Raw genomic sequence first — 25,437 nt, forward strand, 5'->3', positions numbered from 1 at the left:
GCAGACGCCAGCACACAAGAAATCGCGCACCACGGCAACTGCTCGAGATTTTTCGTTACGTCGCGAACGCGCTCTATTTTATAATATATAAATAGCATCTATTCATTTTGGACTCAAGACTTCACGACACGGAAATTTCCTGGAACCGTCAAGCCCGGCGAGAGAAACATGCATCGTTGACCTCGCTGGCGTCGCACCGGGTGGCTTGACGTAGGTGCACCCTACGCAGCATCGTGTGGGGCACGGCAACATGGCATTCCCGCGTCCATCCAGCTCCGAGCGCGTTCTGTCGCGCATCGGAACGACGGTTCGAGGCTATCGCATCGAGCGTCTCGTGGGGATGGGCGGCATGGCGGCGGTTTATGCGGCCACCCACCCCGATGGACATCAGGTCGCGCTCAAGTTCATGCTCGAGCGCTTTCTCGATGATGCAGCCGTGCGCGAATTGTTCGTGCGCGAGGCCTACCTGGCCAACCAAGTAGGCCACCCGGGTGCGGTGCCCGTGCTCGGCCAGGACTTCGACGACGACGGCTGCGCCTTCTTGGTCATGCCGCTCCTTCGCGGGGAAACCCTGCGCGCGCGCTGGGAGCGGGCGGGCAAGCGGCTCGCAACCGGTGAGGTCGGCGTCTTGGTGGCCGATGCGCTCGACGTGCTCGCGAGCGCCCACATGCGGGGGCTGGTGCATCGCGACATCAAACCGGAGAACCTGTTCGTCCTGGCGACGGGCGAAATCCGCGTGCTCGATTTCGGAATTGCACGGCGCGTCGATGGCACCGGCACCGCGAGCCTCGTGGGAAGCATGATCGGCACCCCCGCGTTCATGCCTCCGGAGCAAGCACTCGGCCGAATCGGCGACATCGGACCCCATAGCGATTGCTGGGCCGTCGGGGCGACGATCTTCACCTTGCTCTCGGGCGAATTCGTCCATGCGGCGGACAGCGCGCCCGAACAACTCGCCGCGGCGGCCACGCGGCGTGCGCGCTCGCTGGGCGAGGTATCGCCGAATCTACCGCCGTCGATCGCACGGTTCGTCGACAAGGCGCTCGCCTTCGATCCCGAGGCGCGATGGCGTACCGCACGTGAAATGCGCGATGCACTGCTCGAGGCCTTCGAGGACGTGCTGGGCAAGTCGGTGGCCGCCGCCGCACCCGACATTCGCAGCGCCATCGCCACCGAGTTGCTGCGCGAGGTCGAGGCAACCCACGTCAAGGCCACGCTCCGCTCGGAAGGGGAACCCGCTGCACCAGCCAAGCCAAAGCGCGCGCCGGAACGCGATCTCGCCGGATTCGAGTGCGATGTCGGCGATCTGCTGAGCGCGTTCCGGCTGATGCCCGCCGCGGTCCACACGATCCTAGCCAAACATGGCCTCGGCGAATTCGCGAGCGATGGAAAATTCGTCCCCCACCCGCAAACGTGGTGGCCCGTTGCAACGTATGCCGCGGTCACGCGCGAAGTTGCGGCGGCACTCGGCTCCACCAAGACGATGGAGCTCGTCAAACTGGTCACCCAGTACCACGATCTTTCGACGTCGGTGCGCGACATTCATTCGGCGCTCCAGGACCTCGATCCTGCCTTCCGCATGCGGCACCGCAAGGATGGCAAACCGCTCGGCGATCCCGCCGGGCCGGACGAGCCGCTCGGCCATTTCCAATACCGCGGCGAGCCGGGCGCCAACCTCGTGGCCATCGAATCCGATTATCCGTATGCCTGCGATTGGGAGCGTGGCTGCTTATTTGGAATCGTGCGCCGCTTCGAGCCTCACTCGCTGGTCGAGCACGCGACGGGCCCATGCCGCAAAAACGGCGACGATCGCTGCATCTACCACATCACCTGGTGGTAACGGCCTGGATCATCAGATCGACGGCGAAGTCGAACTCCTCGTCGTGATCGCAGCGTGCGAGGAATGCTGCGCTCTCGGCCAGCGCGGGAAGGCCCGCGGTTTCCAATGTCTTTCGACGGCGCGCGATGCCCTCGAGATCGCGCACGCCAAACGCGGGCCCGGCGTGGACCTCGCGAAGCAGCGTGCCCACCACCGTCGCTAGGAGCGCGCGCAGCAGATGCACCGACTCGTCGGGCGAATAGCCGGCGCGGAGAAGTACGGACATCACCGCCTCCACCGGCCGAAGCGCCTCCAACGACGCGAGCTGGCGCGTGAGCACCAACGCGGCCGCATGCCGATGGGCCAGCGTCGCACGCCGAAATGCACGCGCGATGGCCCGCAGATCGTCGGCCAAGGAGCCCGTGGGCTTGGGGATGCGAATGCCCGCCAGTACGTGCTCCGCCACCGCGTCGAGCAGTCCATCTTTACCGTCGACGTGGTGATAGAGGCTTTTCGCATCGACCCCCATCTCCCGCGCCACGCTTCGCATGCTCACCGCCTCGATGCCCTCCGCGTCGATCACCGCCAAGGCGGCCTTGAGAATGGCCTCGCGGGAAAGCGGTTCGGCACCTTTCGGCGGTCGGCCTCGACGGGGCGGCTTTGTCATGGCCGCATGATGCATTTGGCCTTGCAGAAATCCACACTGTGGGTAAAGTTTCCATAAAACCCACACCGTGGATTAATTCATGCCCGAACGCTTCGACATGCCCAGCGCCGACGTGCTCCGCGCACGCGAGAAGCTCGTCCTCGATCATTTCCACGGTGAGGTGGCGCAGCGGTGGGACGATGTTCTCGCCACCTTCCCTCACCCGCATTACGAACTCATCGCGACGATGACCGTGCACGACGGCGATGCCAACGTGCGCCGCTATTACCGCGACACGCGCGCAGCCTTTCCCGATCAGCACCATGAGATCATCGCATTGCGCCACAGCGCCGACGCGGTCATCGTCGAGTTCTGGCTGATGGGCACGCACCAGGGACCGCTCGGAGGCATTCCGCCCACGGGGCAACGGTTCCGCGTGCGGATGAACGCGTTTTTCGTCTTCGACGCGAACGAGACGCTCGTCTGCGAGCGCGTGTACTTCGATAGCTTGACCATGTTGAAACAACTGCTCCGCGGCCTGAGCCTCAAGGATCCGCGCAACTGGCCCAAGCTCGTCCGGGCGCTGCGCGGGCTTGCCGCCATGACGCGGGAGCCCGATCCGAGGCTGCTCTAGCTGATCAACGAAACATGCGCGTTCATCACCTCAATTGCGGCTCGATGCGGATGCCCGGCGCGCCGCTCGTGTGCCATGTGCTGCTGCTGGAAACACGCAACGGGCTCGCGCTCGTCGATACCGGGTTCGGTTCGGCGGATATTGCCGATCCGGCGGGACGCATTGGCTTCTATCGTCACGTGACGCGGCCGTTGCTCGATCCCGCGGAGACGGCCATCGAGCAGGTGCGGCAACGCGGATTCGATCCGGCCGACGTGCGCGATATCGTGCTCACGCACTTCGATTCGGACCACGTCGGCGGCTTGTCGGATTTCCCGTGGGCCCGCATCCACACGACGGCGGACGAGTGGGCCGCCGCCTCGAACCGATGGTCATCACTGGAACGCGCGCGATACCGCCCCGCGCAGTGGACGCACGGTCCAAAGATGGTGCCCCACGGGGCCGGCGGCGATGTGTGGCGTGGTTTCGCCTCGGCCAAATGCCTGACCGAGATCGACGACGCCATCGTGCTCATCCCGTTGCCAGGCCACACGCGCGGCCACGCCGCCGTTGCCATTGACGCAGACCACCCGCGTCGTCGGACGATCCTGCACGCCGGCGACGCCTTCTACGACCGAAGCATCGTCGCAGGCATTGGGCGCGAACCGCTGGTTTTGACCGTCCAAGAGTGGTTCGTGGCCCACGACTGGGCACGCGTCCGCTCGAATCACGAGCGACTTGCGGAGCTGCATCGGACCGATCCCGAATTGCTACTCGTGAGCGCCCACGATCCGGCGCTTCTCACCCAGGCCCTGGGCACCGAAGATCGAACGCGGCTCAGGTAAACGCGGCCTCGTGCACGCGCTTGCCGAGGTGTACGATGACGCAGCATCGAGGTGCGCACGGATGGCGCACGATGCGGGGGAGACACGTCATGGGAATCTTCGACAAGGCAAAGGAAGCCACGAGCTCGGCCAGCATGAAGGCCGCCGAAGTGAAGAACGATGTGGCGGCGAAGGCCGGTGAGCTCAAAGAACAAGCTTCGGCCAAGGCGACGGCGCTGAAGGACTCGGCGACCCAAAAGGGTGTCGAGCTTCTGGAAGGCGCCGTGGCCAAGGTCAAAGACACCATGCGCGATTTCAATTCCGCGCTGCCCATCGTTCGCAAGGCGGGTTACACGCTGCAGGGCGTGTCGGTCACCCTGGGCCTGCCGCCGCAGGTGCACGCCGATTTCGACGCGGTTCACCCGCTGAGCGACGAGGCCGTTCAAGAGCTGCTGGCGGCCAATGCCGAAAACAAATTGGCCGTCGTTCTGGTCAAATGCCTTTCGCGTGCGCAGCGATTGCAGAACAATATTCAATTTGCGGGAATGGCACCGCGGGGCATGACCGTCGAGTTGGGCCTCATCCCCACGTTGGTCATTCGCTTCGGCGCGCCACTCGTCGTCGACATCGCCCCGGTCGTGACCGTCCTTCCCGCGGCCGTGGCACCCGCAGTGGAATAGGCGCTATTTCGCGCTTCGGCGCAAGATGGGGGCGAACAACTTCGACAGCCACCACCACAGGGCACGCCGATTCGCCTTCGGGCCACCGGTAGGCTCGGGCGTTTTCCCACGTGCCACGAGATCCAACACGAGGGGGAACTTCTTTCGCAGCATGGCGCCCCAACCCGCACCAAGGATGAACGAGGTCAGCACGGCCGGGAGCCCGTCGAATCCCGTGTGCTCCAGCACGAGGCGCGTTGCCGGCCGCGCGTAGAGAATCGCATCTTCCAGGCGAAAGGTCACCGTGGTGTCGATGGATCCTCCTCGCCACGACCAGCGCATCAAGCGCTCGAGTTCCATGTCGACGACCTTGCAATGCACGATGCCGTCGAAGCCGGGCCCTGGGTCGGTGCGAAAGGTGAACTCGTGCCCAATCTCGGCGACGAAATCGTTGGGCATGAGCCATGTCGCAAGCAATTCCGGATCGGAGAGTGCACTCCACACCAGCGCACGAGGGTGAGGGTAAATGCGCTCGAGCTGGAGGCTACGCTTCATGGTTCCCGCGCCGTCGCTTGGCAGCCTCGCGATCGAGCGTCCGCCCGAGCGCATCGAGTTTGCTCGTCCAAAAGGTTTCGTAATAGGCGACCCAGTCGAATACCGCCCGCATGGGCTGCGGATCCAATTCGTAGTAAATCATGCGACCTTCGCGGATGGTTCGCACCAACCCGGCATCGCGAAGCACCTTGAGATGCTGCGATACCGCCGACTGCGTCACATCGAAGAGTGCGCACAGCTCGGACACGTTTTTGTTGCCGCCCGCCAGCGAATCGAGAATGCGCCGGCGCGTGATGTCCGAGACGGCTCGAAATGTCGCATCGTGCTCCTGGGTCGATCGGTCCATTAGGGTTTCTTAGGAAAGTACTTCTGCGCTCCTTCGTCGAGTTGTTCTTCGGTGGGGGTGGCCTTTTCCGTGGCCAGCGACCATCGATGCCCGAACGGATCGGTCACGATGCCGTAACGCGCACCCCAGAACATGTCCTGCAAGGGCATCGCCACCGACGCTCCGGCCTTCAGCGCACGCGCCCAGACGGCGTCGACGTCGGACAGGTCGAGATGAATGGTGACCGGCGTCCCGCCGAGCGCTTCGGGCGTTTGCTTGGCGCCCTGGTGCATCTCGGGAAACGCGTCGCAAAGCATGACCACGCCACCACGCTCGTTCTCCATGGAACAGTGAACGATTTTGGCCTTGTCGGGCGTCTCCTGCAAACGCGTGACCTTGAAGCCGAAGGCATTCTCGTAAAAGGCAATCGCGGCCCGCGCGCCGTCAACGGTGAGATGGGGGATGACAGAGGGGTTGTTCATTGTAGAAGGCAACATATTAGATATTTCTAATATGTCAAGCGCCGTCATCCAGCCCTACATCGTGTGGATGGCCGGGACGAGTACCTCGCGGGCGAAGTCGGTGATGGAACGCGGCGCGTGGCCCGTCATGTTCGCGAGATTGGGTGTCGTAAAATCGCCCCAACCCTTGGCGTAGGCTGCGCAATATTCGGTGAGGACGGAGGCGGTCCATGCGTCGGTGCCGAATCTGCGGGCGGCTTCGCCGGCGGCCTCCGGTGAAATGGGAACGTAGCCAACGTCGCGGCCGAGCTCCGACGCGATGGCGGCGGCGACGGTTTCGAAATCGATGGCGGCGGGGCCGGTCAGCTCGAAGGTTCCGCCGTCCCAGGTTTCGCGGATCGAAGCGACGACGGCAGCGTCGGCGATGTCGCGCGCGTCGATCATGCCGATTTTCCCCGAGCCGGAGCCGAAGTACAGCTTTCCCTCGTCGCGGATGCTTCGAATGCCCTTGAGGATGTTTTGCATGAAGCAATGCCCGCGGAGGATCACGTGGGTGAGGCCACACTCGCGGAGATGGTTCTCGGTGCGGCCGTCTTGACGGGTGGGATCCGTTGGACCGTCGACGCTCGCTTTGAGCGAGGAGACGCGAACGATTTTGCGAACCCCCACAGCGCACGCGGTGTCGATGGCCGTTTTCGCTTGCTCCGCCGCGGTCGCCCCGGCGGTGATGAGGACCACCGTATCGGCGCCGGCAAAGCCCGCCTGGAGCGATGCGCTATCCTCCAAGGTACCGCGCCGGAGGACCGCTCCGGCCGCGGCGAGCGGCGATGCCTTGAGTGGATCGCGCACGAAGGCAATCACGTTTCCATGATTGCCGTGTTGGCCATGGTTGCGCGCGGCAAGCTCGAGCACGACGCGGCTGCCGATGTTTCCCGTAGCGCCAGTAACGACGATGTTTTTCATGCCCCCATGGGTAGCGTCGTCGATGGCGGTGCACTAGTACGCTATACGGAAAGCCATTGCTATCATGGATGCACGAATCAACTTGGACCTCAACGACGTGGCGCTGTTCGTGCGCGTCGTCCAGACGCGCAGCTTCGCCGCGGCTGCGCGCGAACGCGGCGTCCCCGGATCCACGGTGAGTCGACGCATCGCGCGGCTCGAGTCGGTGCTCGGGATTCGTCTTCTCGAGCGCACCACGCGCAACCTTCGCCTCACCGACGCGGGACGTGCTTACTTCGCGCATGCGGAACGCGCCGTCGATGACGTGTGGCAAGGAACCGACTTCGTCCGGGAGCTACGAAAGGAGCCGCGCGGACGCGTTCGTGTCCTCGCCCCGCTCGTACTCGGCGCCGCCGTGTCGAAGGTCATTCACGTGTATCTTGCAAAGTACCCTGGCGTATCGATCGACCTGGAGCTCGACGACCGGCGCCTCGACCTGCTCGCCGAAGGATTCGACATTGCGATGGTCACGGGAAAGGTCGATAGCGCCGACTTCGTCGCGCGCGAACTATGGCGCTCCACGCGCAAGCTCCTGTACGCGAGCCCGCGTTACCTCGAGGCACGCGGCAAGCCGCGGCGTACGAAGGACCTTGCGCGGCACGATTGCATTGCCACCCGCGCGCGCGACGGCTTTGCAACGTGGACCCTCGGCCGCGGGCGCCGCAAGCGAAGGATCACCTTCGCGCCACGGCTCTACGTCAGTGAATTCTCCGCCGCCCACCGCGCGGCACTGGCCGGCGTCGGCATCGCGATGATCCCCGAGATACTCTGCGCAGAGGACGTGCGCACGAAGCGCCTCACACGCGTCCTTCCAGGGTACGAGGGTGAGACCGGCGGCGTCTATCTTCTCTATCGCGCCCACCGCTCGATGACCGCGGCCGTCCGTACGTGCATCGATCATTTGTTGACCGAGCTGCCGGCCACCGATCCAAGCCGCGGGGCATGATGCGGGGGAACGGCTCCGTTTCTGCGAAGGAGTTGTACAATCCTGCAAATGAAAACTGGATGCATCGAGCAATGGTAGATTCCTAGCAAACGATGCACGATGCTTCCGTCCTCATCGTCGAAGCGCGACGCGCCTTGCGGATGGAGGGGATCGATGTGACGACGGCGGGCCTCCGCGTCGGCTACTCGAGCCTGTCGCAATTCAGTCGCGAGTACGCACGGCAATTTGGAGCGTCGCCGCGATTCGATGTTCAAAAGGCGGCACGGCCCTCCTGATGCGGTGACGTGGTGCTAGGATGACGGCTCGTGAAGCGCGCCCTCGTTGTTTTCGCAGTTCTCATCGGAATGGCGGGCATCAACGTTGATCAGAAAATCCGTCCCGTCGTTCGAAAGGAATACGAGCACTCGTTTTCATCGTCGCCGTTCAGATATGATATCGGGCACGCACCATGAGCTATGTCGAGCGCGCCACGGCCGTGATGGAATCGGCGGACGGTACGGGCACGACCAGGCTCCTGGTTTACGGGACCTTGCTCTCCGGGCAGCCGAATTCCTGGTGGCTTCGCGATGCGCGCTTCGTCGGGCCGGCGCGCACGGAGCGGGGTTTTCGGCTGCATGATCTCGGAGTGTATCCCGGCCTGGTGGCGGGCGGTGATACGTCCGTGGCGGGCGAGCTGTATGAGGTGGATGCGCACACCCTCGCCGCACTCGATGCCTTCGAGGGTGACGAGTACCACCGCGAACACATCACGCTCGACGATGGGCAGTGCGCCGAAGCGTACCTGCTCGCGCGCGAGATCGCCGCGGGATTTCCGCTTATCGCATCGGGTGACTGGCGCGCCCACCGGCAGAACGCTCAGCGATTGACCAGCCGCTGAAGGTGTTCGGGATAACGAGCGCCGTGCACCTCGATGTTGGAGAGGGCCGCATCGATCTCGTGCAAATCGTCCGCGCCGAGCTCGATGGAGGCCGCGCCAAGATTTTCCGTCAGGCGGGTCAACTTCGTAGTGCCTGGAATGGGGACCATCCACGGCTTCTGCGCAAGGAGCCACGCCAGTGCGATTTGCGCCGCGGTGGCGTTCTTTCCCTGCGCGATGCGGCCGAGCACATCGACCAGCGCCTGATTCGCTTCGAGAGCCTCGGGCGTAAAACGCGGAAAGCCTGCGCGGATATCGTTGCTTTCGAACTTCGTCGCTTGGTTCACCGTCCCGGTGAGAAAGCCCCTGCCGAGCGGCGAGAACGGAACGAACCCGATGCCCAACTCTTCGAGCGTGGGGAGCACCTCCGCCTCCGGATCCCGCGTCCACAACGAGTACTCGCTCTGAAGGGCCGCGACGGGCTGGACGGCATGCGCGCGACGGATCGTCTGGGCGCCGGCCTCCGAGAGACCGAAGTGTTTGACCTTCCCCTGCTGAATGAGATCCTTCACCGTCCCGGCGACGTCCTCGATGGGAACCGCCGGATCGACGCGGTGCTGGTAGAAGAGGTCGATGGCATCGACTTTGAGCCTGCGGAGCGAGGCTTCGGCGACAGCACGAATGTTGTCGGGCCGGCTATTGACCTGAGTGAAGCGCGCGGTCCCTTCCAGTTTGGGGGAGAATCCGAACTTGGTGGCAATGACCACCCGCCCTCGGAAGGGAGCGAGCGCTTCGCCCACCAGCTCTTCGTTCGTGAAGGGGCCGTAAATCTCGGCGGTGTCGAAGAAGGTAACCCCACGACCCACCGCGGTGCGGAGAAGCGCGATCATCTCCTGCTTGTCGGGAGGCGGGCCAAAGCCATAGCTCATGCCCATGCAGCCGAGTCCGATGGCGGAGACCTCGAGGCCGCTTTTTCCCAGTTTTCGCTTTTGCATGTTGCTCTCCTTCGATGCAATGGCCAGGAAGATAGGGCGCAAGCCCCGTCCTGATACATGGGTGAAACGCAAAGGGGGTATTTAGGAAATCTTCATGATGGACGTGCGCGGCCGCGGGGACGGCGTGCTTGGGTACGACCGTTGACCACGGCGATGATGGCATCGCGGATCCAGCGATGGCCCGTGTGTCCTTGAGTGCGCTCGTGCCACACCATGCCAACGGCGAAGCCTTCGGCCGGCGGGAACTCGACGATTTTCAGCCTGTCGATGCGATCGCGCACGAGGCGCTCCGGTACCAGCGCGACGAAGTCCGATTGGGCGACGATTTCCGGAACGAAGAGGAAGGATGCTGCCGAGAAGACCACATGGCGACTACGCCCCAGCGCCGTCAACGTATCGTCCACGGGTGTGACGAAGGCACCCCCGCGCAAGGAGACGATCACGTGCTCCAACCGGGCGAATTCATCGAGTGTGATGCCGTGTCGGAGCCCCGGGTGATTCCGCCGTCCGATGAGCACGTAACGCTCGTCGAACAGGTGCCGTGTGCGAAGGCTGGGCGGAGCGACTTGCGGCGTCATCAGCGCCAAATCGACATCGCCCCGCGCCATCTGCGCCTCCAACTGGTCTAGATCGAGGTGGCGCACGGCCACACGCACACCGGGCGCCTTTCGACGGAGATCCATGACCAGGGGCATCACCACGGCGGCCTGCACGTAGTCGGTGCACGCGATGGTGATGGTGAGCTTCGCCTTCGCCGGGTGGAAGGTCCTTTCGGTGGCGACGATGGCGCGCACTTGATCCAGCGCGTGGCGCAAAGGGTCGAGCAATTCGAGCCCTCGGGCCGTGGGCGTCATGCCGCGGTGGGCGGGAATGAGGAGAGGGTCCTCGAAAACGTCCCGCAGGCGACTCAATTGAGCACTGACCGCGGGTTGACTGAGGTGCAGGCGAGCAGCCGCCTTCGTCACATTCTGCTCCACGAGCAACGCCTCGAGCGTGACGAGCAGGTTGAGATCGAGTCGCTTGGTATCCACCAGGTGGATAGTAGCCAAGAACTTATATGGTTTCACGAATAGCTTCGTTGGGCCCAAGCTTCATGACTGGAAGCAGACAGGTCGACTTTTTTTCGAAGGAAGATGAAACCGTGAAAAAGAATGTGCTGATCGTTCACGCGCACCCCGAGCCCACGTCGTTGACCCACCAGCTCGTCCAGGTGACGCGGCAGACGCTGGAGAAAGGGGGGCATCAGGTCTCGTCGTCGGATTTGTATGGCATGCACTGGAAGGCGGTATTCGATGAACATGATTTTCCAGCGCGCCTCAATCGGCGGCGGCTGTCGTTCATCGAGGAGTCGGGACATGCCTATTCGACGGGGCAACAGACGGCAGATGTGACGGCGGAACAGGAAAAGCTGCTCGCCGCAGATGCGTTGATTTTGCAGTTTCCGCTTTGGTGGTTCGGGATGCCCGCCATTCTCAAGGGCTGGGTGGACCGGGTGTTTGCCTATGGATTGGCATATGGGTACAAGGGCGAAGGCAATCGCTATCGCTATGGCGATGGTGGATTGAAGGGCAAGCGGGCCCTGTTGTCGGTCATCGTCGGCGGGCCGGCGGAGGACTATGGGCCCCGCGGGATCAATGGGCCACTCGAGGAATTGCTGTTTCCCATCACGCACGGGATGCTCTTTTTTGCCGGAATGGAGGTGCTGCCGACACATGCAGTTTATGGCAGCGGCCGAATGACCGAGGCCGCCGTCGAAGAGGCGAAAGAGGGTTGGCGCACACGTCTCGAGCGGCTGTTCGAAGACGCGCCCATTCCCTTCCGGCCGCAGAACGGCGGGGACTATCCCGACCGGCACATGCTCGCGAACCACGTGGCCAGCGGGCAGTCGGGGTTGCGAGCTCACATCGAGGCACCGCGCACGTGACCGGGACCCAGAGGAAACAATGGCGGCCGCCGCTGGAATGGGCGCCGTCGGCTCTCCTGGGTTGCTTATGCCGGGCTGAGCTGATGCGCGGCGTCGCCCCCAGTGAACCGCGGGCACCGCCACATTGACGCGACTCATGCCAGCACGCCGCTTCGCGCGAGCCTTCGTCGACCTTCTCATCGCGGAGGTTTCAGCGGCGGTGGCGGCTTAAAATGGCCTGCGCGCCGCAACCCAGGAGCGGCGGCGGGCGGATCGTGCTGCAGATCGCGCCAGATCACGCAACCCAGGAGAGGAGCGCGGCGCCCGATTGTGCCTGGGCGGGACGATCTGTGCCGGCAGCTTGGGGCAGTTAGAAACGAGAGAATACCAAGGTTGCGTTCGTGCCGCCGAAGCCGAAGCCGTTCGACATGGCGTGGCGCACGGCGCGCTTGCGGGCGACATTGGGCACCACGTCGATGGGGCACTCGGGATCCTGCGCATCCACATTGATGGTCGGCGGGATCACTCCTTCGCGGATTGCGAGCACCGTGAAGATCGCTTCCACGGCGCCCGCGGCCCCCAAAAGATGCCCGGTCATGCTCTTCGTGGCGCTGACCGCAAGCTTCCCATCCCGAGCATGCGCCCCGAACACGTGAAGAACACCATCGCTCTCGGCCTTGTCGCCCACCGACGTGGACGTGGCGTGCGCATTGAGATGCTCAATCGCGTCCGCCGGCAACCCCGCGTCGTCGAGGGCCATGCGCATGGCGCGCTGGCAGCCCTCGCCTTCGGCCGCAGGCCCGGTAATGTGAAACGCGTCACTGGAGGCTCCGTAGCCAGTGAGCTCGGCGTAAATCCGGGCGCCGCGGCGCCGCGCACGCGTGAGGGACTCGAGGACGACGACACCACCGCCTTCGCCGCAGACGAACCCGTCGCGGGCGCAATCGAAGGGCCGACTCGCACGCTCCGGTGCGTCATTGCGCCGGGAAAGTGCGTGCATCGCTTGAAAGCCGCCAATGCCGATGGGCGTGATGGTCGATTCGGCCCCGCCGGCCACCATCACATCAGCGGCCCCGCGGCGAATCCACTCGGCGGCCTCTCCGATGGCGTGCGCCCCGGTTGCGCAGGCGCTCGTCGTGGCGAAGCTCGGTCCACGCAAGCGATGCGCAATGGAGACTTGGCCGGCAGCCAGATTGGCGATGATGCGCGGTATCGTATACGGACTAAGTTTCGACGGGCCTTTTTCGAGGAGCGTCTTCGCCGCCGTTTCGAGCGCCGAAAGCCCACCGAGTCCGACGCCAATGAAGCAGCCCGCACGTTCCTCTTCATGCTCGGCCAGGGAGAGCGACGCATCATCGATGGCCATCTTCGCCGCCGCCATCGCGAACTCGGAAAATCGGTCGAGCTCCTTGAGCTTCTTTCGCTCGATGAACGGAGCGGGATCCCACCCCTTCACTTCGCAGGCAAAGCGAACCGCAAAGGAGGATGCATCGAAGAGCGCGATGGGCGCCGCGCCACTGCGCCCGGCAATGAGTGACGACCACGTCGAGGCCACATCGTGTCCGAGTGGTGTAACGACCCCCATTCCCGTGACAACGACCCGTTCGCGTGAGGAATTTCCCATGGTGGCTCCTATGTCCCCGGATCCGACCCGGACGACGTGCTGGACATCGCCTCCGGTGCACTTGCGAGCCGCACTGGTGCGCGGAGCGACGTCCGGAGTTGCTTGCTCGCCCCTGGCCCCGCACCGAGCCCCACGGCTCCGGCCCGAATGGGCTTGGACGTCGCGCGATCGACGAGCACCGGCTCGATGCGCGCCCCCGTCTTCGGCTCGACCGGAACGATGAGCGCACCGCCCGGAGCAAGCCAACGGTTGCCCCATTCACCGAGCAAGAGAAGCACGGGCAAGAGCTCCGCCCCCTTCTCGGTGAGCTCGTACTCGTCGCGCGGAGGTCGGCTTTGATAGCTTCGCCGCTGCAAAATCCCGCATTCGCAAAGCCCTGCGAGGCGGCGGGTCAGCGTACTCGGTGGAATTCCGAGCCGCTCCTCGAATTCGGCAAAGCAACGCGCACCCTTGAAGGCCTCGCGCAGCACGAGCAGGCACCACCCTTCGCCGATTTCGTCGACGGCCCTGGCAATCGGGCACTCCATCTCCGCAAAGGACGTCCGCTGCATATCCCGTCGAATATCATCGTCACTATCATCATGCAAGTGACATCTTCGCCGTGGGGTTGAAACCGTGCGATAGCGCGCTGATTTCGAAGAAGACCTCCCACGCGTCATCTTTGACGAAGTGGCCGTCCGCCATGCCTTCTTCGAGCATACGTACGGCGAGGTTGGCCGTCGGCGAGCGGCTGGCTTTGAAGTCGCGCGGATACCGGCGGGCGCCGTCACGCTTGGCCAGAAACATGAGGTCATACAGCGCAGGGCTGATCATGGCCGGTCGAGGTACATCTCCGCGAGCTTGATGAGGCGTTGCTCGAAGTCGCCGGTGAGGCGCTTGCGGGCAATCGTGGCTGCAAGCTCCTCGAAGCCGTCGTTCGCCACCGCATTCAGCAGCGCCGCGCGATCGCGGTAGTGGCGGTAGATCGCCATGGCCGTAAGCCCCGCGGCATCGGCGACGCGACGCATGCTGACCGCGCTCGGCCCCTCTTCCAGCAGGCGCCGAGCAGCCAGGAGGAGTCATCGCGCGGTCGATGCCATGTGTATATTGCATACGTCGCAGTGGCGGGTGTGCACGGCGCCCTCGTGCGGAAGCCAGAATCAATGTCCGCGGTGCTTTTCTTTCCGGCGGGCGACGCGAAGGTCCCAGCGGCGCTCCGCCTCGCGTAAGCGCGCTTCGCGCGAAAGGACCTCCCGTTCGACGGCGTTCGCCTCGAGGGCGGCTTTCAAGGCATCCTGGGCGCGCGTCGAGATCCCGCGCTCGGAGCTGGCGCGGGAGGCCTCCCGCTGCGCTCTTTTGGGATTTCGCGGTCGCGACTCGTTCACGTCGTCAGGGCAAAAGGCGCCACGACGGAACTGCATCCGCCGGAAGCCTTGAAGCGCCCAGTCGCGCAGCTCCGCGCCGGTCGGCTCCGCGCCAAAGACCACGCGAGCGATGGAGAGGCCGTCGTCGTCCTCTCGTTCGGCGACGCCGACCCAAAATGGTGCCTCGTAAAACACGGTGAATTTGCCACGCATCGCGACCTCCGGAGTCCGCTCAGCGCACACGGGTGCCTTGCGGACGATCCGATCGCGGGTTCCTCGATGAATCGAGGATACCGAAGCCCACCGTTGGGCTGGCCGGCCTCACCATACCGGCCTGTCGTTTTTCGACCGACGTACCGCGGCGGAATCTGACACGCGGCCTCGCGAGCGTCAACCCCGGTGAGTTTGCGTCATTTGACATTTCGTCCAGTTGTAGACAGTATGAACAAAATGCAGTCCACGGCGTCGTCCAAGCACCAATTCCTGCGTTTGGTCGACGGGGAGCAGGTGCGGGCGCTGCTCTCGCACGAGGACGCGCTGCAGGCGGTGCGTGAAGCCTTCGTGCTGCACAGTCGCAGGGAGGGGCGCGTTTTCCCCGTGGTGCGGGAGGCGCTCGCCACGGGCGGCGTGTTTGGGATCAAGTCGGGAGACGTCGCGGCCCAGGGACTCCTCGGATTCAAGGCGGCTGGATTTTGGCCCAACAATCGTGCACACGGCGGCGAGCCGCATCAAGCCACCATTGCGCTGTTCGATCCGGCGACGGGCCGGCCCCTCTGCATCATCGATGGAAACGCCATCACCACGATGCGCACGGGCGCGGCCGGAGGGCTCGCGCTGCAGGAGCTCGCGCGCCGGGAAAGCACGCGGCTCTGTGTCTTTGGCACGGGGACGCAGGCGCACATTCAGGTGGAGTTCGCGCTGCGCCTATGCCCTTCGCTGCATCTCGTTCGATACGTGCGCGCGGATGGATCGCGAGATGCGAAGTTCGAGGCTCGATTCGCAGGCCGATGCGATATCGAACACACGCAAGCGGGCAGTGCAGCCGTCTCGGAAAGCGATATCGTGATCACGGCAACTCCGGGTCGGACCGCTCTGTTCGACGTGGCGGCCATACGTCCGGGGACGCACTTCAATTGCGTCGGGGCCGACACGAAGGGCAAGCGCGAGCTTCCCGAAGGTGCCCTGCAGCGCGTTCGCCTGTTCGTCGACGATCGCGCGCAAGCGCGCCAGATCGGCGAGATGCAATGGGCAACGGACGCGGACTGCATGGAATTCGGTGATTTGTTGAGCGGAAAGGAGACTTTCCATCGCAGGGCCGAGGATGTCACTTTGTTCGATATGACGGGGCTCGCGTTGCAAGATCTCACGGTGGCTCGTGTCGTGTGCGAGCGTGCCGAGGCAACGGACACGGGTACCGTCGTCGCCTGGCCTTGGTGATTGGATATACCATGACGAATCTGGATTCCTCCTATCTCGCCGAACTCGACACGCCGGCAGCCGTGATCGATGTGAGCCGCATGCATCGCAACATCGAGCGGATGCAACGCTGCGTAGATGGTTTCGGCGTTCGTTTTCGGCCGCACGTAAAGACGAGCAAGTGCACACCCGTGGTGCGTGCGCAGCTCGCCGCAGGGGGGCGAGGCATCACCGTGTCGACACTCAAAGAAGCGGCGCAGTTTCACGCAGACGGCATCGACGATATTCTGTATGCCGTGGGAATCGTTCCCACCAAGCTGCCGCAGGTCTGGGCGCTGCGACGGCGCGGGTGCGATTTGAAGGTGATTACCGATAGCGTCGCTTCCGCGTCGGCCATTGCCGAATTTGGCCGTGCGCAGGGCGAAGCGTTCGAGGTGTGGATCGAGATCGACACCGACGGGCATCGATCGGGGATCGAGCCCGAAAGCGGCGCGCTGCTCGAGGTAGCGCGTATGTTGCGCGATGGTGGTGCGCGGCTCGGCGGGGTGATGACTCACGCGGGATCGAGCTACGATCTCGATACGCCGGGGGAGCTGGCCGCCATGGCAGAGCAGGAGCGCGCCGGTTGCGTGCTGGCCGCCGAGCGCCTTCGTGCGGACGGGCTTCCTTGCCCCGTGGTGAGCGTAGGTTCGACCCCAACGGCGCTATCTGCCGGCTGCCTCGATCGGGTGACGGAAGTACGGGCCGGCGTCTATGTTTTCTTCGATTTGGTGATGCACAACATCGGTGTCTGTACCCTGGACGATATTGCGCTCAGCGTGCTGACGACGGTCATCGGGCACCAAGTCGACAAGGGATGGGCCATCGTCGACGCGGGCTGGATGGCCATGAGCCGCGACCGAGGCACCGAGAAGCAAAAACGCGACTTCGGGTACGGACAGGTTTGCAGCGTGGACGGAACGCCGCTCCTGGGTTACGCCTTGCGCGGCGCAAATCAGGAGCACGGGATCGTGTGGCGCGAGGGGGAGCGTGACGCGGATATCGTTGCGCGATTTCCTCTCGGTAGCCGGCTTCGCATTTTGCCCAATCACGCCTGCGCAACGGGAGCGCAATTCCCCGAGTACCACGCGCTTGACGGACACGGACTTACCCGGTGGAGCCGGTTGCACGGTTGGTGAGTCATCGGTGCGGGCGCGGTCCTCAACCCCGGAGCTTGAGAGAATGAAGAAAAAGGCGAATAAGCTGCTGTTGGACACACTGCAAAATATCGCCGAGGGGTTAGCCGAGACGTTCGCCCCATTCTGCGAGGTGGTTGTTCACGATCTGCGCAACCCAGGAAACGCGATTCACGGAATTTACAACAATCTGAGCGGTCGCGGCATAGGAGAGCCAGCTACCGAGCTGGGCTTGGCGCGCATTCGCGATCCGGGGTTTCCCGCGCGCTTCTCCAACTACGCGAACACGTTCTCGGATGGCCGAAAGGTGAAGAGCACATCAATCGGTATCAAGGACGATAGCGGCGCGTATGTCGCCGCCCTATGCATCAACGTCGACCTGACACTTTTTCAAAGCTTTCAGAGCGCGATTTCGCAGTTTACGCGAATCGATGACGGCCGAATCCACGAACACCTGGATCGAACCCCGGCGGAACGTATTCATGCAAGGATCGACGAATTTGCGGCATCGAGAGCAACTACGGTGCGCTCGCTGAGCGCAATGGACAGAAAACAGCTTGTACAAGAACTAAAAAAGGAAGGCCTTCTGGAGGTTCGTCGAGGCGCCAACATCGCGGCTGCACACATGGGAGTCTCCCGCGCCACCATCTATGGCGACGCCAAGTGAGGCCCCCCACCGGCAAAGCCATCTTATTCGACTTATTGACGGCGCTGCTCGACTCATGGACAGCCTGGAATCAGGCCGCCGGCAACGAAGCCGCTGGCCGCCGATGGCGTGCACGCTACCTCGAGCTCACTTACGCCTGCGGTCCCTACCGTCCCTACGAGGAGCTGGTGCGAGAGGCGGGGAGAGATATCGGCCTCAACCCAGGAGCGGCCGATCGCCTGGAATTCGGCTGGCCCGACCTCCAACCCTGGAGTGGGGCGACGGAAGCTGTTCTTGCACTCGCGACGAGCCATCCCCTGGGCATCGTCACGAATTGCTCGACGCGATTGGGCCGGCTCGCCGCCAAGTGCATTCCCGTAGACTGGCAAGTTATCGTTACCGCCGAAGAAGCAGGTTACTACAAGCCGCACCCTCGCCCATACGAGCTCGCGCTGAAGCAGCTCGGTGTATCGGCGACGCACGCGCTCTTCGTTGCGGGATCTGGCTATGACCTATTCGGCACCACCGCCGTAGGTTTGCCAACCTATTGGCATAATAGGGTCGGTCTCCCGTTGCCGCACGACGCCCCTGCCCCCGACGTCGAGGCACGCGACCTCACGGGCCTCGCCACATGGGTGAATGCACACGGCGCAGCCCAATCGGTCCCGCGTTGACAATGCCATGTACCGTTAGGTCGAACGCAACTCGCGTCTCGAGTTACCGTCGTGCAACATGCAAATCCGATGGATTGCGGCGCTTTTATGTGAGAGGTGTCTGGCGCCGCCTCCGCCGCGAAGTGCGAACGAAAGCGCAGCATCCAGTAGGTACCTATCGGGAACTCGACACCAACCTCGCCACGCTGAAAGCGCAATCGCGCGCTACGATGCGCCAAGCGAAACGCACGAAGAGCCAAGAGCTCACGCGTGCGGCGTTCTCGGTCGCGGCATGCGATATACGGTCTTAGATTGCGCCGAGCCTCGACCGTGGGCGGAGAGTCGGTAGGTGACATCCTCAAGACATTCTTGCGTCCGAGCACACGGCGGCCGTTCCTAAGGCGCTTTTTCCGGGCGAGTTCCTCCGCCGCTTGCACCGCCTTTGCAATCTGGTTCCTCCAAGCGTCCTCACTCAGGCCTTCGTAGCCTTCGAGTGGTTCCGGCTTGAGCGTAACCTCCTCCGGCATTGTCCCGTCCGCACGGAAGAAGATGCGCGGGCGCTTGACGGTTTTTGCCCGATTCCTGAGGTGAAGGCTGTACGAGGATGCTCCAGGCCAGTCCGCAATGCGGTCGACGAGATCGCTCGATACTGGATTTGCAAGCAAATAGACGAGCTTCTCGAAGGCATCGCTTGGAGTAACCAAATGGACCGCGTTTGGCTGTTCGGTCGCCCAAAGATTTTCCCATCGACCACGGTACGTGTTCATCACCTTTGCGACCATCTTGTGAAAATGCGCGAGGAACTCCGGGAAGTTGGCTCGGTTATCACGCACGAGCACGTGCTCGTGATTGCTCATTGCGACCCAACCGTGCAACGTAATACCAAATCGCTCGGCAGCCTCCCCCAAGCAGTACTCGTACGCCTCCTCTACGAACCGATCGGGGCGTAGCAGATACTGCCTCTGGGTACAGCGGCGAGTGAGCAAATAGGTCCGGCCTTCGACTACTTGTCGTGCGATTGTCACGAATCCGCTCGTCAGCAGGTTCGAGGCCATTGCGAACTCGCGTAATTCTCGATGCTTCTGCACTTCGCTGCCTGTCCCGGACAGTCAGCCACCTGTCCCGGCCACCTAGCTCTACCCATAATGGTGAGGCACGCGGATCTCAACTCGGGAGCGGCTTGCTCACTGTCCGCCCATCCCGCGCCCTCCCCCGCCACGCACAAGAACTATGGCGCGAAGTCAACCGAATAGACGACGGAGACGTCACCACCTCGTGGACGCGGGAAGATCAAGGAAAACATCGTGCGCGCAATGCACGGGACGATCGCGGGACGTACGTCGGACTCCACGTGGCCGGTAGCTACCTTGCCGTCCGCTCGTATGACAAAGTGCATGTCGACACGCATGGGCGGCTGGTCGTCCATATCCTCATAGCACTGGCGCAACTCAGGAAACTTTGCGCGCACCGTCTGTTGGATCATGGCCTGCGACAAGCCCTCGCTCGGAGGTGCTGCCTTTCGAGTAGCCCAGGAGGTGTGCGCGACGGATAAGCAACTCAGGAACCCTACGCCGAGGAAAAACGTTCTTCGTCGAGACATGCGCCTGCTCAACGCATGGGGCATGCCGCCGTTGTGCGCGGGAACTCGCAGTCGCCGGATGCACGAACTTCCGCGAAATTCGTCCCACGCTGTTCCGCAACCCAGGTGCCCTCATGGAAGCGCGCCTTCCGACGCGGCAACCGGTGTTCCCATCGAGTTGGGGCTCGAAGCCCGAGTCCAGCTCAGCTGCGTGTACTCCATTCGAGCTATTGCAACGCCGTCCCGGGTGACGAGGTTGAATCCACCGGGAGTGCGCGCACCTCCCGGGTTGCGCATTGCAACATCTCACGTTGCGCGGACGCAACCGCGGAACGTGTCGCACGCGCATCATTTCCGCGTTTGGGCGGCCGGTACGCAAGTTGTTTTTCCAATGACGAAGAAGGTAGGTCGGTGATGGGCAACACAATATCGAAGATATGTCATGACAGGGTACTGCCCCAGGAGCTCTCAAGGCCTCAACGCACGCTGGCCCTACGCAGTGGTGCCCTAAGGGCCGTGCTGGAATTCCGCAAACTATGGGTAAACGGGTCGACTCTTCGAGTGCGCTTCCTGGACGGAACGGAAAACCAGCGGGCGATTGCGCGCGAACAAGCACTGTGGTGGACGCGCCACGCCAATCTCAAGTTCGAGTTTGGCAACGCTCCAGATGCCGAAATTCGCATTTCGTTCGATCCGAGCGACGGCGCGTGGTCCTGGGTTGGCACGGACTGCAAGAAAATCCCGCAAAACGAAGTGACGATGAACCTCGGATTCCTCGATGGGGGCACCGCGGCACACGAATTCGGCCACGCCATCGGCTTGGGGCACGAGCACCAGAACCCGGCCGGCGGAATCGAGTGGAACGAAGACGTGGTCATCCGCGAACTCGGCGGTCCGCCGAACAACTGGACTCCAGAACAGGTGCACTTCAACGTTCTCCAGAAGTATGCCACTGACCAAATCCGGGGGACGCAGTTCGACCCCGATTCGATCATGCTTTACTTCTTTCCCGCGAGTTGGACCAAGAACGGAGTCGGCACCAAGGCCAACGAGACGCTATCGGCCTTGGACAAGTCGTTCATCGCAAGTGCCGCGGCATACCCTCCTAGCGCCGCGCAAAGCGTCGAGCTCCATGTCAACGGCGCAGCCAAGTCGGCCTCCATCGGTGCGCCTGGCGAAGAGGACGTCTATCAATTCACGGCAAAGACGAAGGGGCGCTACATCATCGAGACGGGAGGGCCGACCGACTTGGTGATGAAGCTTTTCGGACCAAATAGCCAAACCGCGCTCATCGCCGAAGATGACGACAGCGGCGTCGGATTCAACGCTCGGATCATCGCCACCCTCGCGCCGGGTCGCTACTTCGTGCAGGTTCGCCACTTCAACGAAGTTGGCGGAACGGGCTCTTACTCGGTCAAAGTCGTCCATTCGTAACTCGCGACGGGGCGCGCGAGCCCTCGGCAAGAAAGCGGCCAAGCTCGCGCACGAACTTCCTGGGTTGCTCAAAAAGCGGCAGGTGCCCCGATCGTTCGAATCGCACCACACGGACATTCGGCGCCGCCTCCGCGATGGCCATCTGCCCCGCGTACGGATACGGCGTCGATTTCATGCCAATCATGAGCGTGACGGGCATTGCGAGGTTCTTCAACGATGGCCGGTAATCATGCCCTCCTGCGAGGTACGCGGCGATGTACGTGCGCGCATCGCGCAGCGAGAGGGGAAACTGACTCGCAACCCAGGAAGGGAGCAAAAAGAACCGCCGGAGGGGCGCCTCCATGCGAGGTGTCCCGAAGGTCCACGCCGCGATCCTGGCAAAGGACTCGGCCGCGCGCACCCGGTCCACGGTGGGCAAATCGGCGAGCTCTCGCGCGTTGGGGAACCGGCCCAAAATCTCGGCAAAGACGCGAAACTCGTCGAAGCACGCGTCCTGCCTTTCGCCGAAGAGGCCATGCCGCCATCCCTCGCGATTGCCAACGCAGGGCGATTGTTCGATGTGGAGGTACGCCCGAACACCGGCCAGTCCCGCGCGATGGTTCATGTGCAAGGCGGTGGTGCCGCCCAGCGAAATCCCGCCTAGGAGGAAATTGCGCAAGCGGAAGTGCGCGATGACGTCGTGCACGTCCATGGCGTGGCTCTCGAACACGTCATCGCGCTCGATCGCCAGGTGCGACGAGCGGCCAAATCCACGAAAATCGGGCAGGATGAAGCGATACCGACGCGCAAAAGGCAGCACGAACGGCAGCCAGAGCATGCTGTTCATGCCCAGACCGGGCAACAGGACCACGGGGGTCCCCTGCCCCACGACCCGCACATAGAGGCCCCGCCCGTCCCGCATTGCAACAAAAGGCATGCCAGGCCCTTACCATGCCGCGGCGATATGTTCCTGGGTTGCGGAACGCGCCATAATGGTACACCTCCGTCCCACCATGAGACGAGCCTGGGCTTCTCTATTTCTCGCGGGGGTGTGCCTTGCGTGTGCGGGGGCCTCTTCGAACTCGGCATCCGGTCCTTCGGTGACGGAGGCGGCGGGGGAGCGTGCCGACAGGTTGCGCTTCGGCGGGGGCTTTCTGACCATGCCCGATGGCGTCTCGGTTTGGTACAGAGTTTCGGGCCCGCCTCGAGCGCCTACCCTCCTCTTCCTTCACGGCGGCCCGGGCTACAACTCCTTGGCGTTCGAGCAGAGTGCCGGCAAGGAGCTCGAATCTCGGTACCGCGTCGTCTACGTCGACCAACGCGGCTGCGGGCGCTCGGGATTCGACGGGCCCGATTCGAACTACGGCATGACGAAAACCGTCGAGGACATCGACCGCATTCGCGAAGCGGTCGGTGCCCCCAAAATCGTGGTCATCGGGCACTCCTTTGGCGGCTTGGTCGCAGCCGAATACGCACACCGCTTTCCCGCACGCACGAGCGCCATCGTCATGGCCGACACCACCCCCGATATCGGAGCAGCACTTCGGCAGCAAGTCGCATATACCGAATCCATTGCTGAATCCGATTTTCCGGAGCATGCGCAAGCCATTCACCGTATTGTGCGCGGCGAAGGAACGCCGATCCAAAAGGTCCAAGAGCTCTATGGCACTATTGGCCGAAACCCTCTTCAAGGAAAGCTTCACTTCGCGTCGGCCGACGTCCAGAAGCGCATGAATGCCATAGACGACGACTCGCACTTGCTCAATATGACTTCTCCGAAGGCCATAAAGCCGTACATCGAAGCAGGCTACGTCAATGGCTCGCTACCACAGGTCCGAGCACCATTCGGAGCCCCCTCCCTACTCATCGCGGGGCGCGCGAGTCATGTCATCGGCGAGGCCAATATTCGCGAAGCTGCGCGCGCCTGGGGATGCGAGCTCGTTTGGCTCGACGCGGGGCACTTCGTCTACTTCGAATCACCGCGTGAATTCGTCGACACCATGACGCGATTCCTGCACGACCACGCAATATAGAATTTTTCACGACTCGGCGGCTGCCGCACCCAGATGGAAGGCCACCGCGTCGTCCGTCGCCCATACCCATTTATCGACAATGAGCACCTAGCACTCGACGCTAAGGAGCGAAACGCCGACGTGGCTCGCACCACATGGCGCCAGTCTATTTCAGCGAGGAGAAATTCGAACCTCCGTCAAATGAGCTCTACATCGAGCACGTAGAGTAGCGAACATAGGCCGCCTTTCGCGCGGGGAACCGACAGGAGGAAACATGACAGTGAATGGCAAGATTCTCGGCATCATCATTGGAGGGGCGTGCGCCACGATCATCGCGGGCTGCACTGCCGAGCAGGGCGAGACGGCGAACGAACCGAGCGACGCGGTGGCCGAGCAGACTGCGACCATCGAGATCGCTCCGTCCGCAACCGACGAGGACTCCGATATGAGTGCGATGGCGGGTGCGCCGGGTTGCGTCGAGAGAAGCATGTTGGCCCAGCGAAGTCTGTATGTGCACAACAATTGCGGAAACCGGCAGAGGGTAAAGGTCATCATCCGCACGGGGCCTGATTCCGATTGCTTCGCTATCGATCCCAATCAGACGAAGGTCGTCAACTGGGCATGGCCAGGCACCTTCGATCGGCTGGACAGCTGCTGACCGTCGACGTACGGCAGTTGCTCGCATCGGAGGTGCGCCAGAATGCCTATGCGAACATGAACGCGGTTCGCTTTTCGAACCACGGCGGCCGCTCTCGCCGTCGCATTCAACTGCGACGGCGATCGCGGCGCACGCGATGCACGAAGAATCCTCTACTTCAGGTCATTGCGCAGTGTGGCTATGCGACGAATGGCCGCGTTGAATGCTGCCTTGTCGAGTTGGCCGTTTTGAAGCGCCCCTGCGAGTGCATTCTTCGCCTCATCGCCTTGGGCAACGTCACCGAATGAGCACAGGAGAAGGTCGATCCCCGCATCGGCGGCCAAAACGCTGCGCTGCCCGACGGAGCCGAACGGCTGCAGGGCCCCGGCAATGAGCGTGTCGCTGATGGTCACGCCTTTGAAACCAAGCCGCTTGCGCAATTCCTGCTGCAGCACGACGGGCGAGAGACCGGCCGGGTGTTGCGCATCCAAGCTTGGATAGATTGCCCAGGAGAGCATCACCACTTTGGCACCGGCCGCGATCGCGGCGGTATACGGTGCCTCGTCCACGTGGCGTAGATCGGCGCGCTGTACCTCGAGTGTCACGGGCGCTTCGTCGGTATTCTGAGTCGCCGTGGCTGACCCCAGGCCGGGAAAGTGCTTTACGCCGGCGGCGATACCAAACCGCTGCTCCGCGGTGATGAACGATGAGCCGAGCGACCCAACGAGGTGAGGATCCTGGCTGTACGAGCGTTCGGCGCGATCGATGAAGTTGCCCGGCTCGCGAAAAACATCGAGCACGGGCGCGAGGTTGACGTTCATCCCAACGTCGTGCAGGTTCTGCCCCGCTTCACTGCCAGCCTTCCACGCCAATGCAACGGCGTCCGGAGATTGACCAATCCGTTTTGCGGAGATTTCGGGTGCGCCGGGCAATCCGCGAACGGTGCCACCTTCCTGATCGGTAATGAACAGGAGTGGCGCATGAATGGGACTCTCCTCTTGTGCGCGCACCAGCTGCGCAATCACGTCACGAATCTGCGAGGGACTCGAAACATTGTCGCTCCAGAAATGGACGCCAGCGGCTTCGCCTGCGCGAATACGTTCGAGCAGCGCCGGTGGCGGCGTCTGGCCGGGATAGGAATAAATGATGCGTTGACCCGCGCGCTGCGCGGGTGTGAGCGTGTCGAGCGCGGACTCGGTGCTCGATGAGCCATCGGTCACGCGCGACTCGGAGGAACTGCAACTCGCGGTGAGAGCCGCGACTAGGACGAATGAAATGGCAAAAGGACGAGACATGGCATCACAATCCTAAGAGACCCGCGACCACGGTGTCGCC

Annotated in this window: 29 protein-coding genes; 15 read left to right on the top strand and 14 right to left on the bottom strand. The window is 63.0% G+C overall.

Going from position 1 to position 25,437, the window contains the following annotated elements:
- The first annotated feature begins 250 nt into the window (after positions 1-250).
- A complete protein-coding gene (locus tag LZC95_28055) occupies positions 251-1,840 on the top strand; it encodes a serine/threonine protein kinase (protein ID WXA90303.1) in 1,590 nt (529 codons plus the stop codon).
- On the opposite strand, the gene LZC95_28060 is transcribed toward LZC95_28055, so the two are convergent.
- Positions 1,827-2,486, bottom strand: coding sequence for a TetR/AcrR family transcriptional regulator C-terminal domain-containing protein (locus tag LZC95_28060; protein WXA90304.1), 660 nt, complete (start codon positions 2,484-2,486; stop codon positions 1,827-1,829). The two genes, LZC95_28055 and LZC95_28060, sit on opposite strands and share 14 nt — an antisense overlap.
- Before the next feature lie 79 nt (positions 2,487-2,565).
- On the opposite strand from LZC95_28060, the gene LZC95_28065 reads away from it, so the two are divergent.
- From LZC95_28065 to LZC95_28075, 3 genes are all read left to right on the top strand, one after another.
- Entirely contained in the window at positions 2,566-3,099 is a 534-nt protein-coding gene (locus tag LZC95_28065) for an ester cyclase (GenBank protein WXA90305.1), read from the top strand.
- 14 nt (positions 3,100-3,113) lie between these two features.
- Positions 3,114-3,923, top strand: coding sequence for an MBL fold metallo-hydrolase (locus LZC95_28070; GenBank protein WXA90306.1), 810 nt, complete (start codon positions 3,114-3,116; stop codon positions 3,921-3,923).
- Positions 3,924-4,012: 89 nt separating this feature from the next.
- Positions 4,013-4,582: a hypothetical protein gene (locus tag LZC95_28075; GenBank protein ID WXA90307.1), complete on the top strand. Its 570-nt coding sequence runs from the start codon at positions 4,013-4,015 to the stop codon at positions 4,580-4,582.
- A gap of 3 nt (positions 4,583-4,585) precedes the next feature.
- Here LZC95_28075 and LZC95_28080 read toward each other — a convergent pair whose 3' ends face one another.
- Genes LZC95_28080 through LZC95_28095 form a run of 4 tightly spaced genes read right to left on the bottom strand, consistent with a single transcriptional unit; the run spans position 4,586 to position 6,865 of the window.
- Positions 4,586-5,116 carry an SRPBCC domain-containing protein gene (locus LZC95_28080; protein WXA90308.1) on the bottom strand — a complete coding sequence of 177 codons (531 nt, stop codon included), beginning with the start codon at positions 5,114-5,116 and terminating at the stop codon, positions 4,586-4,588.
- Positions 5,106-5,462: a metalloregulator ArsR/SmtB family transcription factor gene (locus LZC95_28085; protein WXA90309.1), complete on the bottom strand. Its 357-nt coding sequence runs from the start codon at positions 5,460-5,462 to the stop codon at positions 5,106-5,108. Before LZC95_28085 ends, LZC95_28080 begins: the two co-directional genes overlap by 11 nt.
- On the bottom strand, positions 5,462-5,923 hold the full coding sequence (locus tag LZC95_28090; GenBank protein ID WXA90310.1) for a VOC family protein: 462 nt from the start codon (positions 5,921-5,923) through the stop codon (positions 5,462-5,464). The genes LZC95_28085 and LZC95_28090 overlap by 1 nt, the downstream gene beginning before the upstream one ends.
- 54 nt (positions 5,924-5,977) lie before the next feature.
- Positions 5,978-6,865, bottom strand: coding sequence for an NAD(P)H-binding protein (locus LZC95_28095; GenBank protein ID WXA90311.1), 888 nt, complete (start codon positions 6,863-6,865; stop codon positions 5,978-5,980).
- Between the two features lie 64 nt (positions 6,866-6,929).
- Between LZC95_28095 and LZC95_28100 the strand changes: the two genes are divergently transcribed.
- The 3 genes from LZC95_28100 to LZC95_28110 all read left to right on the top strand — a co-directional run bounded on the left by LZC95_28100 (position 6,930) and on the right by LZC95_28110 (position 8,727).
- The gene (locus LZC95_28100) at positions 6,930-7,850 is read left to right on the top strand and encodes a LysR family transcriptional regulator (protein WXA90312.1); all 921 of its coding nucleotides are present in this window, start codon (positions 6,930-6,932) and stop codon (positions 7,848-7,850) included.
- 92 nt (positions 7,851-7,942) lie between these two features.
- Positions 7,943-8,125 carry a helix-turn-helix domain-containing protein gene (locus tag LZC95_28105; protein ID WXA90313.1) on the top strand — a complete coding sequence of 61 codons (183 nt, stop codon included), beginning with the start codon at positions 7,943-7,945 and terminating at the stop codon, positions 8,123-8,125.
- A gap of 173 nt (positions 8,126-8,298) precedes the next feature.
- On the top strand, positions 8,299-8,727 hold the full coding sequence (locus LZC95_28110) for a gamma-glutamylcyclotransferase (GenBank protein WXA90314.1): 429 nt from the start codon (positions 8,299-8,301) through the stop codon (positions 8,725-8,727).
- Here LZC95_28110 and LZC95_28115 read toward each other — a convergent pair.
- Positions 8,706-9,701, bottom strand: coding sequence for an aldo/keto reductase (locus tag LZC95_28115; protein ID WXA90315.1), 996 nt, complete (start codon positions 9,699-9,701; stop codon positions 8,706-8,708). The two genes, LZC95_28110 and LZC95_28115, sit on opposite strands and share 22 nt — an antisense overlap.
- 92 nt (positions 9,702-9,793) lie before the next feature.
- Entirely contained in the window at positions 9,794-10,732 is a 939-nt protein-coding gene (locus LZC95_28120; GenBank protein WXA90316.1) for a LysR substrate-binding domain-containing protein, read from the bottom strand.
- 110 nt (positions 10,733-10,842) lie between these two features.
- Between LZC95_28120 and LZC95_28125 the strand changes: the two genes are divergently transcribed.
- A complete protein-coding gene (locus LZC95_28125; GenBank protein ID WXA90317.1) occupies positions 10,843-11,625 on the top strand; it encodes an NAD(P)H-dependent oxidoreductase in 783 nt (260 codons plus the stop codon).
- Between the two features lie 349 nt (positions 11,626-11,974).
- On the opposite strand, the gene fabF is transcribed toward LZC95_28125, so the two are convergent.
- The 5 genes from fabF to LZC95_28150 form a co-directional block, all read right to left on the bottom strand.
- The gene (fabF, locus tag LZC95_28130) at positions 11,975-13,228 is read right to left on the bottom strand and encodes a beta-ketoacyl-ACP synthase II (protein ID WXA90318.1); all 1,254 of its coding nucleotides are present in this window, start codon (positions 13,226-13,228) and stop codon (positions 11,975-11,977) included.
- 8 nt (positions 13,229-13,236) lie between these two features.
- A complete protein-coding gene (locus tag LZC95_28135) occupies positions 13,237-13,779 on the bottom strand; it encodes a helix-turn-helix transcriptional regulator (GenBank protein WXA90319.1) in 543 nt (180 codons plus the stop codon).
- A gap of 28 nt (positions 13,780-13,807) precedes the next feature.
- Complete coding sequence (locus LZC95_28140) at positions 13,808-14,041, bottom strand: hypothetical protein (GenBank protein ID WXA90320.1); 234 nt, start codon at positions 14,039-14,041, stop codon at positions 13,808-13,810.
- Positions 14,038-14,235 carry a TetR/AcrR family transcriptional regulator gene (locus LZC95_28145; GenBank protein ID WXA90321.1) on the bottom strand — a complete coding sequence of 66 codons (198 nt, stop codon included), beginning with the start codon at positions 14,233-14,235 and terminating at the stop codon, positions 14,038-14,040. Before LZC95_28145 ends, LZC95_28140 begins: the two co-directional genes overlap by 4 nt.
- A gap of 132 nt (positions 14,236-14,367) precedes the next feature.
- Positions 14,368-14,784: a YjdF family protein gene (locus tag LZC95_28150; GenBank protein WXA90322.1), complete on the bottom strand. Its 417-nt coding sequence runs from the start codon at positions 14,782-14,784 to the stop codon at positions 14,368-14,370.
- Positions 14,785-15,021: 237 nt separating this feature from the next.
- Between LZC95_28150 and LZC95_28155 the strand changes: the two genes are divergently transcribed.
- From LZC95_28155 to LZC95_28175, 5 genes are all read left to right on the top strand, one after another.
- Positions 15,022-16,008: an ornithine cyclodeaminase family protein gene (locus tag LZC95_28155; protein ID WXA90323.1), complete on the top strand. Its 987-nt coding sequence runs from the start codon at positions 15,022-15,024 to the stop codon at positions 16,006-16,008.
- 11 nt (positions 16,009-16,019) lie between these two features.
- Positions 16,020-17,165: a DSD1 family PLP-dependent enzyme gene (locus LZC95_28160; GenBank protein WXA90324.1), complete on the top strand. Its 1,146-nt coding sequence runs from the start codon at positions 16,020-16,022 to the stop codon at positions 17,163-17,165.
- A 43-nt stretch (positions 17,166-17,208) separates the two neighbouring features.
- The gene (locus LZC95_28165; GenBank protein WXA90325.1) at positions 17,209-17,829 is read left to right on the top strand and encodes a PAS domain-containing protein; all 621 of its coding nucleotides are present in this window, start codon (positions 17,209-17,211) and stop codon (positions 17,827-17,829) included.
- On the top strand, positions 17,826-18,482 hold the full coding sequence (locus LZC95_28170) for an HAD-IA family hydrolase (GenBank protein WXA90326.1): 657 nt from the start codon (positions 17,826-17,828) through the stop codon (positions 18,480-18,482). Before LZC95_28165 ends, LZC95_28170 begins: the two co-directional genes overlap by 4 nt.
- A gap of 2,119 nt (positions 18,483-20,601) precedes the next feature.
- Positions 20,602-21,474 carry a M12 family metallopeptidase gene (locus LZC95_28175; GenBank protein WXA90327.1) on the top strand — a complete coding sequence of 291 codons (873 nt, stop codon included), beginning with the start codon at positions 20,602-20,604 and terminating at the stop codon, positions 21,472-21,474.
- Here the strand turns inward: LZC95_28175 and LZC95_28180 are convergent.
- On the bottom strand, positions 21,455-22,390 hold the full coding sequence (locus LZC95_28180; protein ID WXA90328.1) for an alpha/beta hydrolase: 936 nt from the start codon (positions 22,388-22,390) through the stop codon (positions 21,455-21,457). The two genes, LZC95_28175 and LZC95_28180, sit on opposite strands and share 20 nt — an antisense overlap.
- 76 nt (positions 22,391-22,466) lie before the next feature.
- Here LZC95_28180 and LZC95_28185 point away from each other — a divergent pair, with 76 nt between their 5' ends.
- Together LZC95_28185 and LZC95_28190 are read left to right on the top strand one after the other, a co-directional pair.
- Positions 22,467-23,486: an alpha/beta hydrolase gene (locus LZC95_28185; GenBank protein WXA90329.1), complete on the top strand. Its 1,020-nt coding sequence runs from the start codon at positions 22,467-22,469 to the stop codon at positions 23,484-23,486.
- Between the two features lie 253 nt (positions 23,487-23,739).
- On the top strand, positions 23,740-24,123 hold the full coding sequence (locus tag LZC95_28190) for a hypothetical protein (GenBank protein ID WXA90330.1): 384 nt from the start codon (positions 23,740-23,742) through the stop codon (positions 24,121-24,123).
- A gap of 152 nt (positions 24,124-24,275) precedes the next feature.
- Here LZC95_28190 and LZC95_28195 read toward each other — a convergent pair whose 3' ends face one another.
- Entirely contained in the window at positions 24,276-25,397 is a 1,122-nt protein-coding gene (locus LZC95_28195; protein ID WXA90331.1) for a hypothetical protein, read from the bottom strand.
- Between the last annotated feature and the right edge of the window lie 40 nt (positions 25,398-25,437).

The organism is Sorangiineae bacterium MSr12523, from assembly GCA_037157775.1.
In the GTDB taxonomy this organism is placed as follows: Bacteria; Myxococcota_A; Polyangia; order Polyangiales; family Polyangiaceae; genus Pendulispora; species Pendulispora brunnea.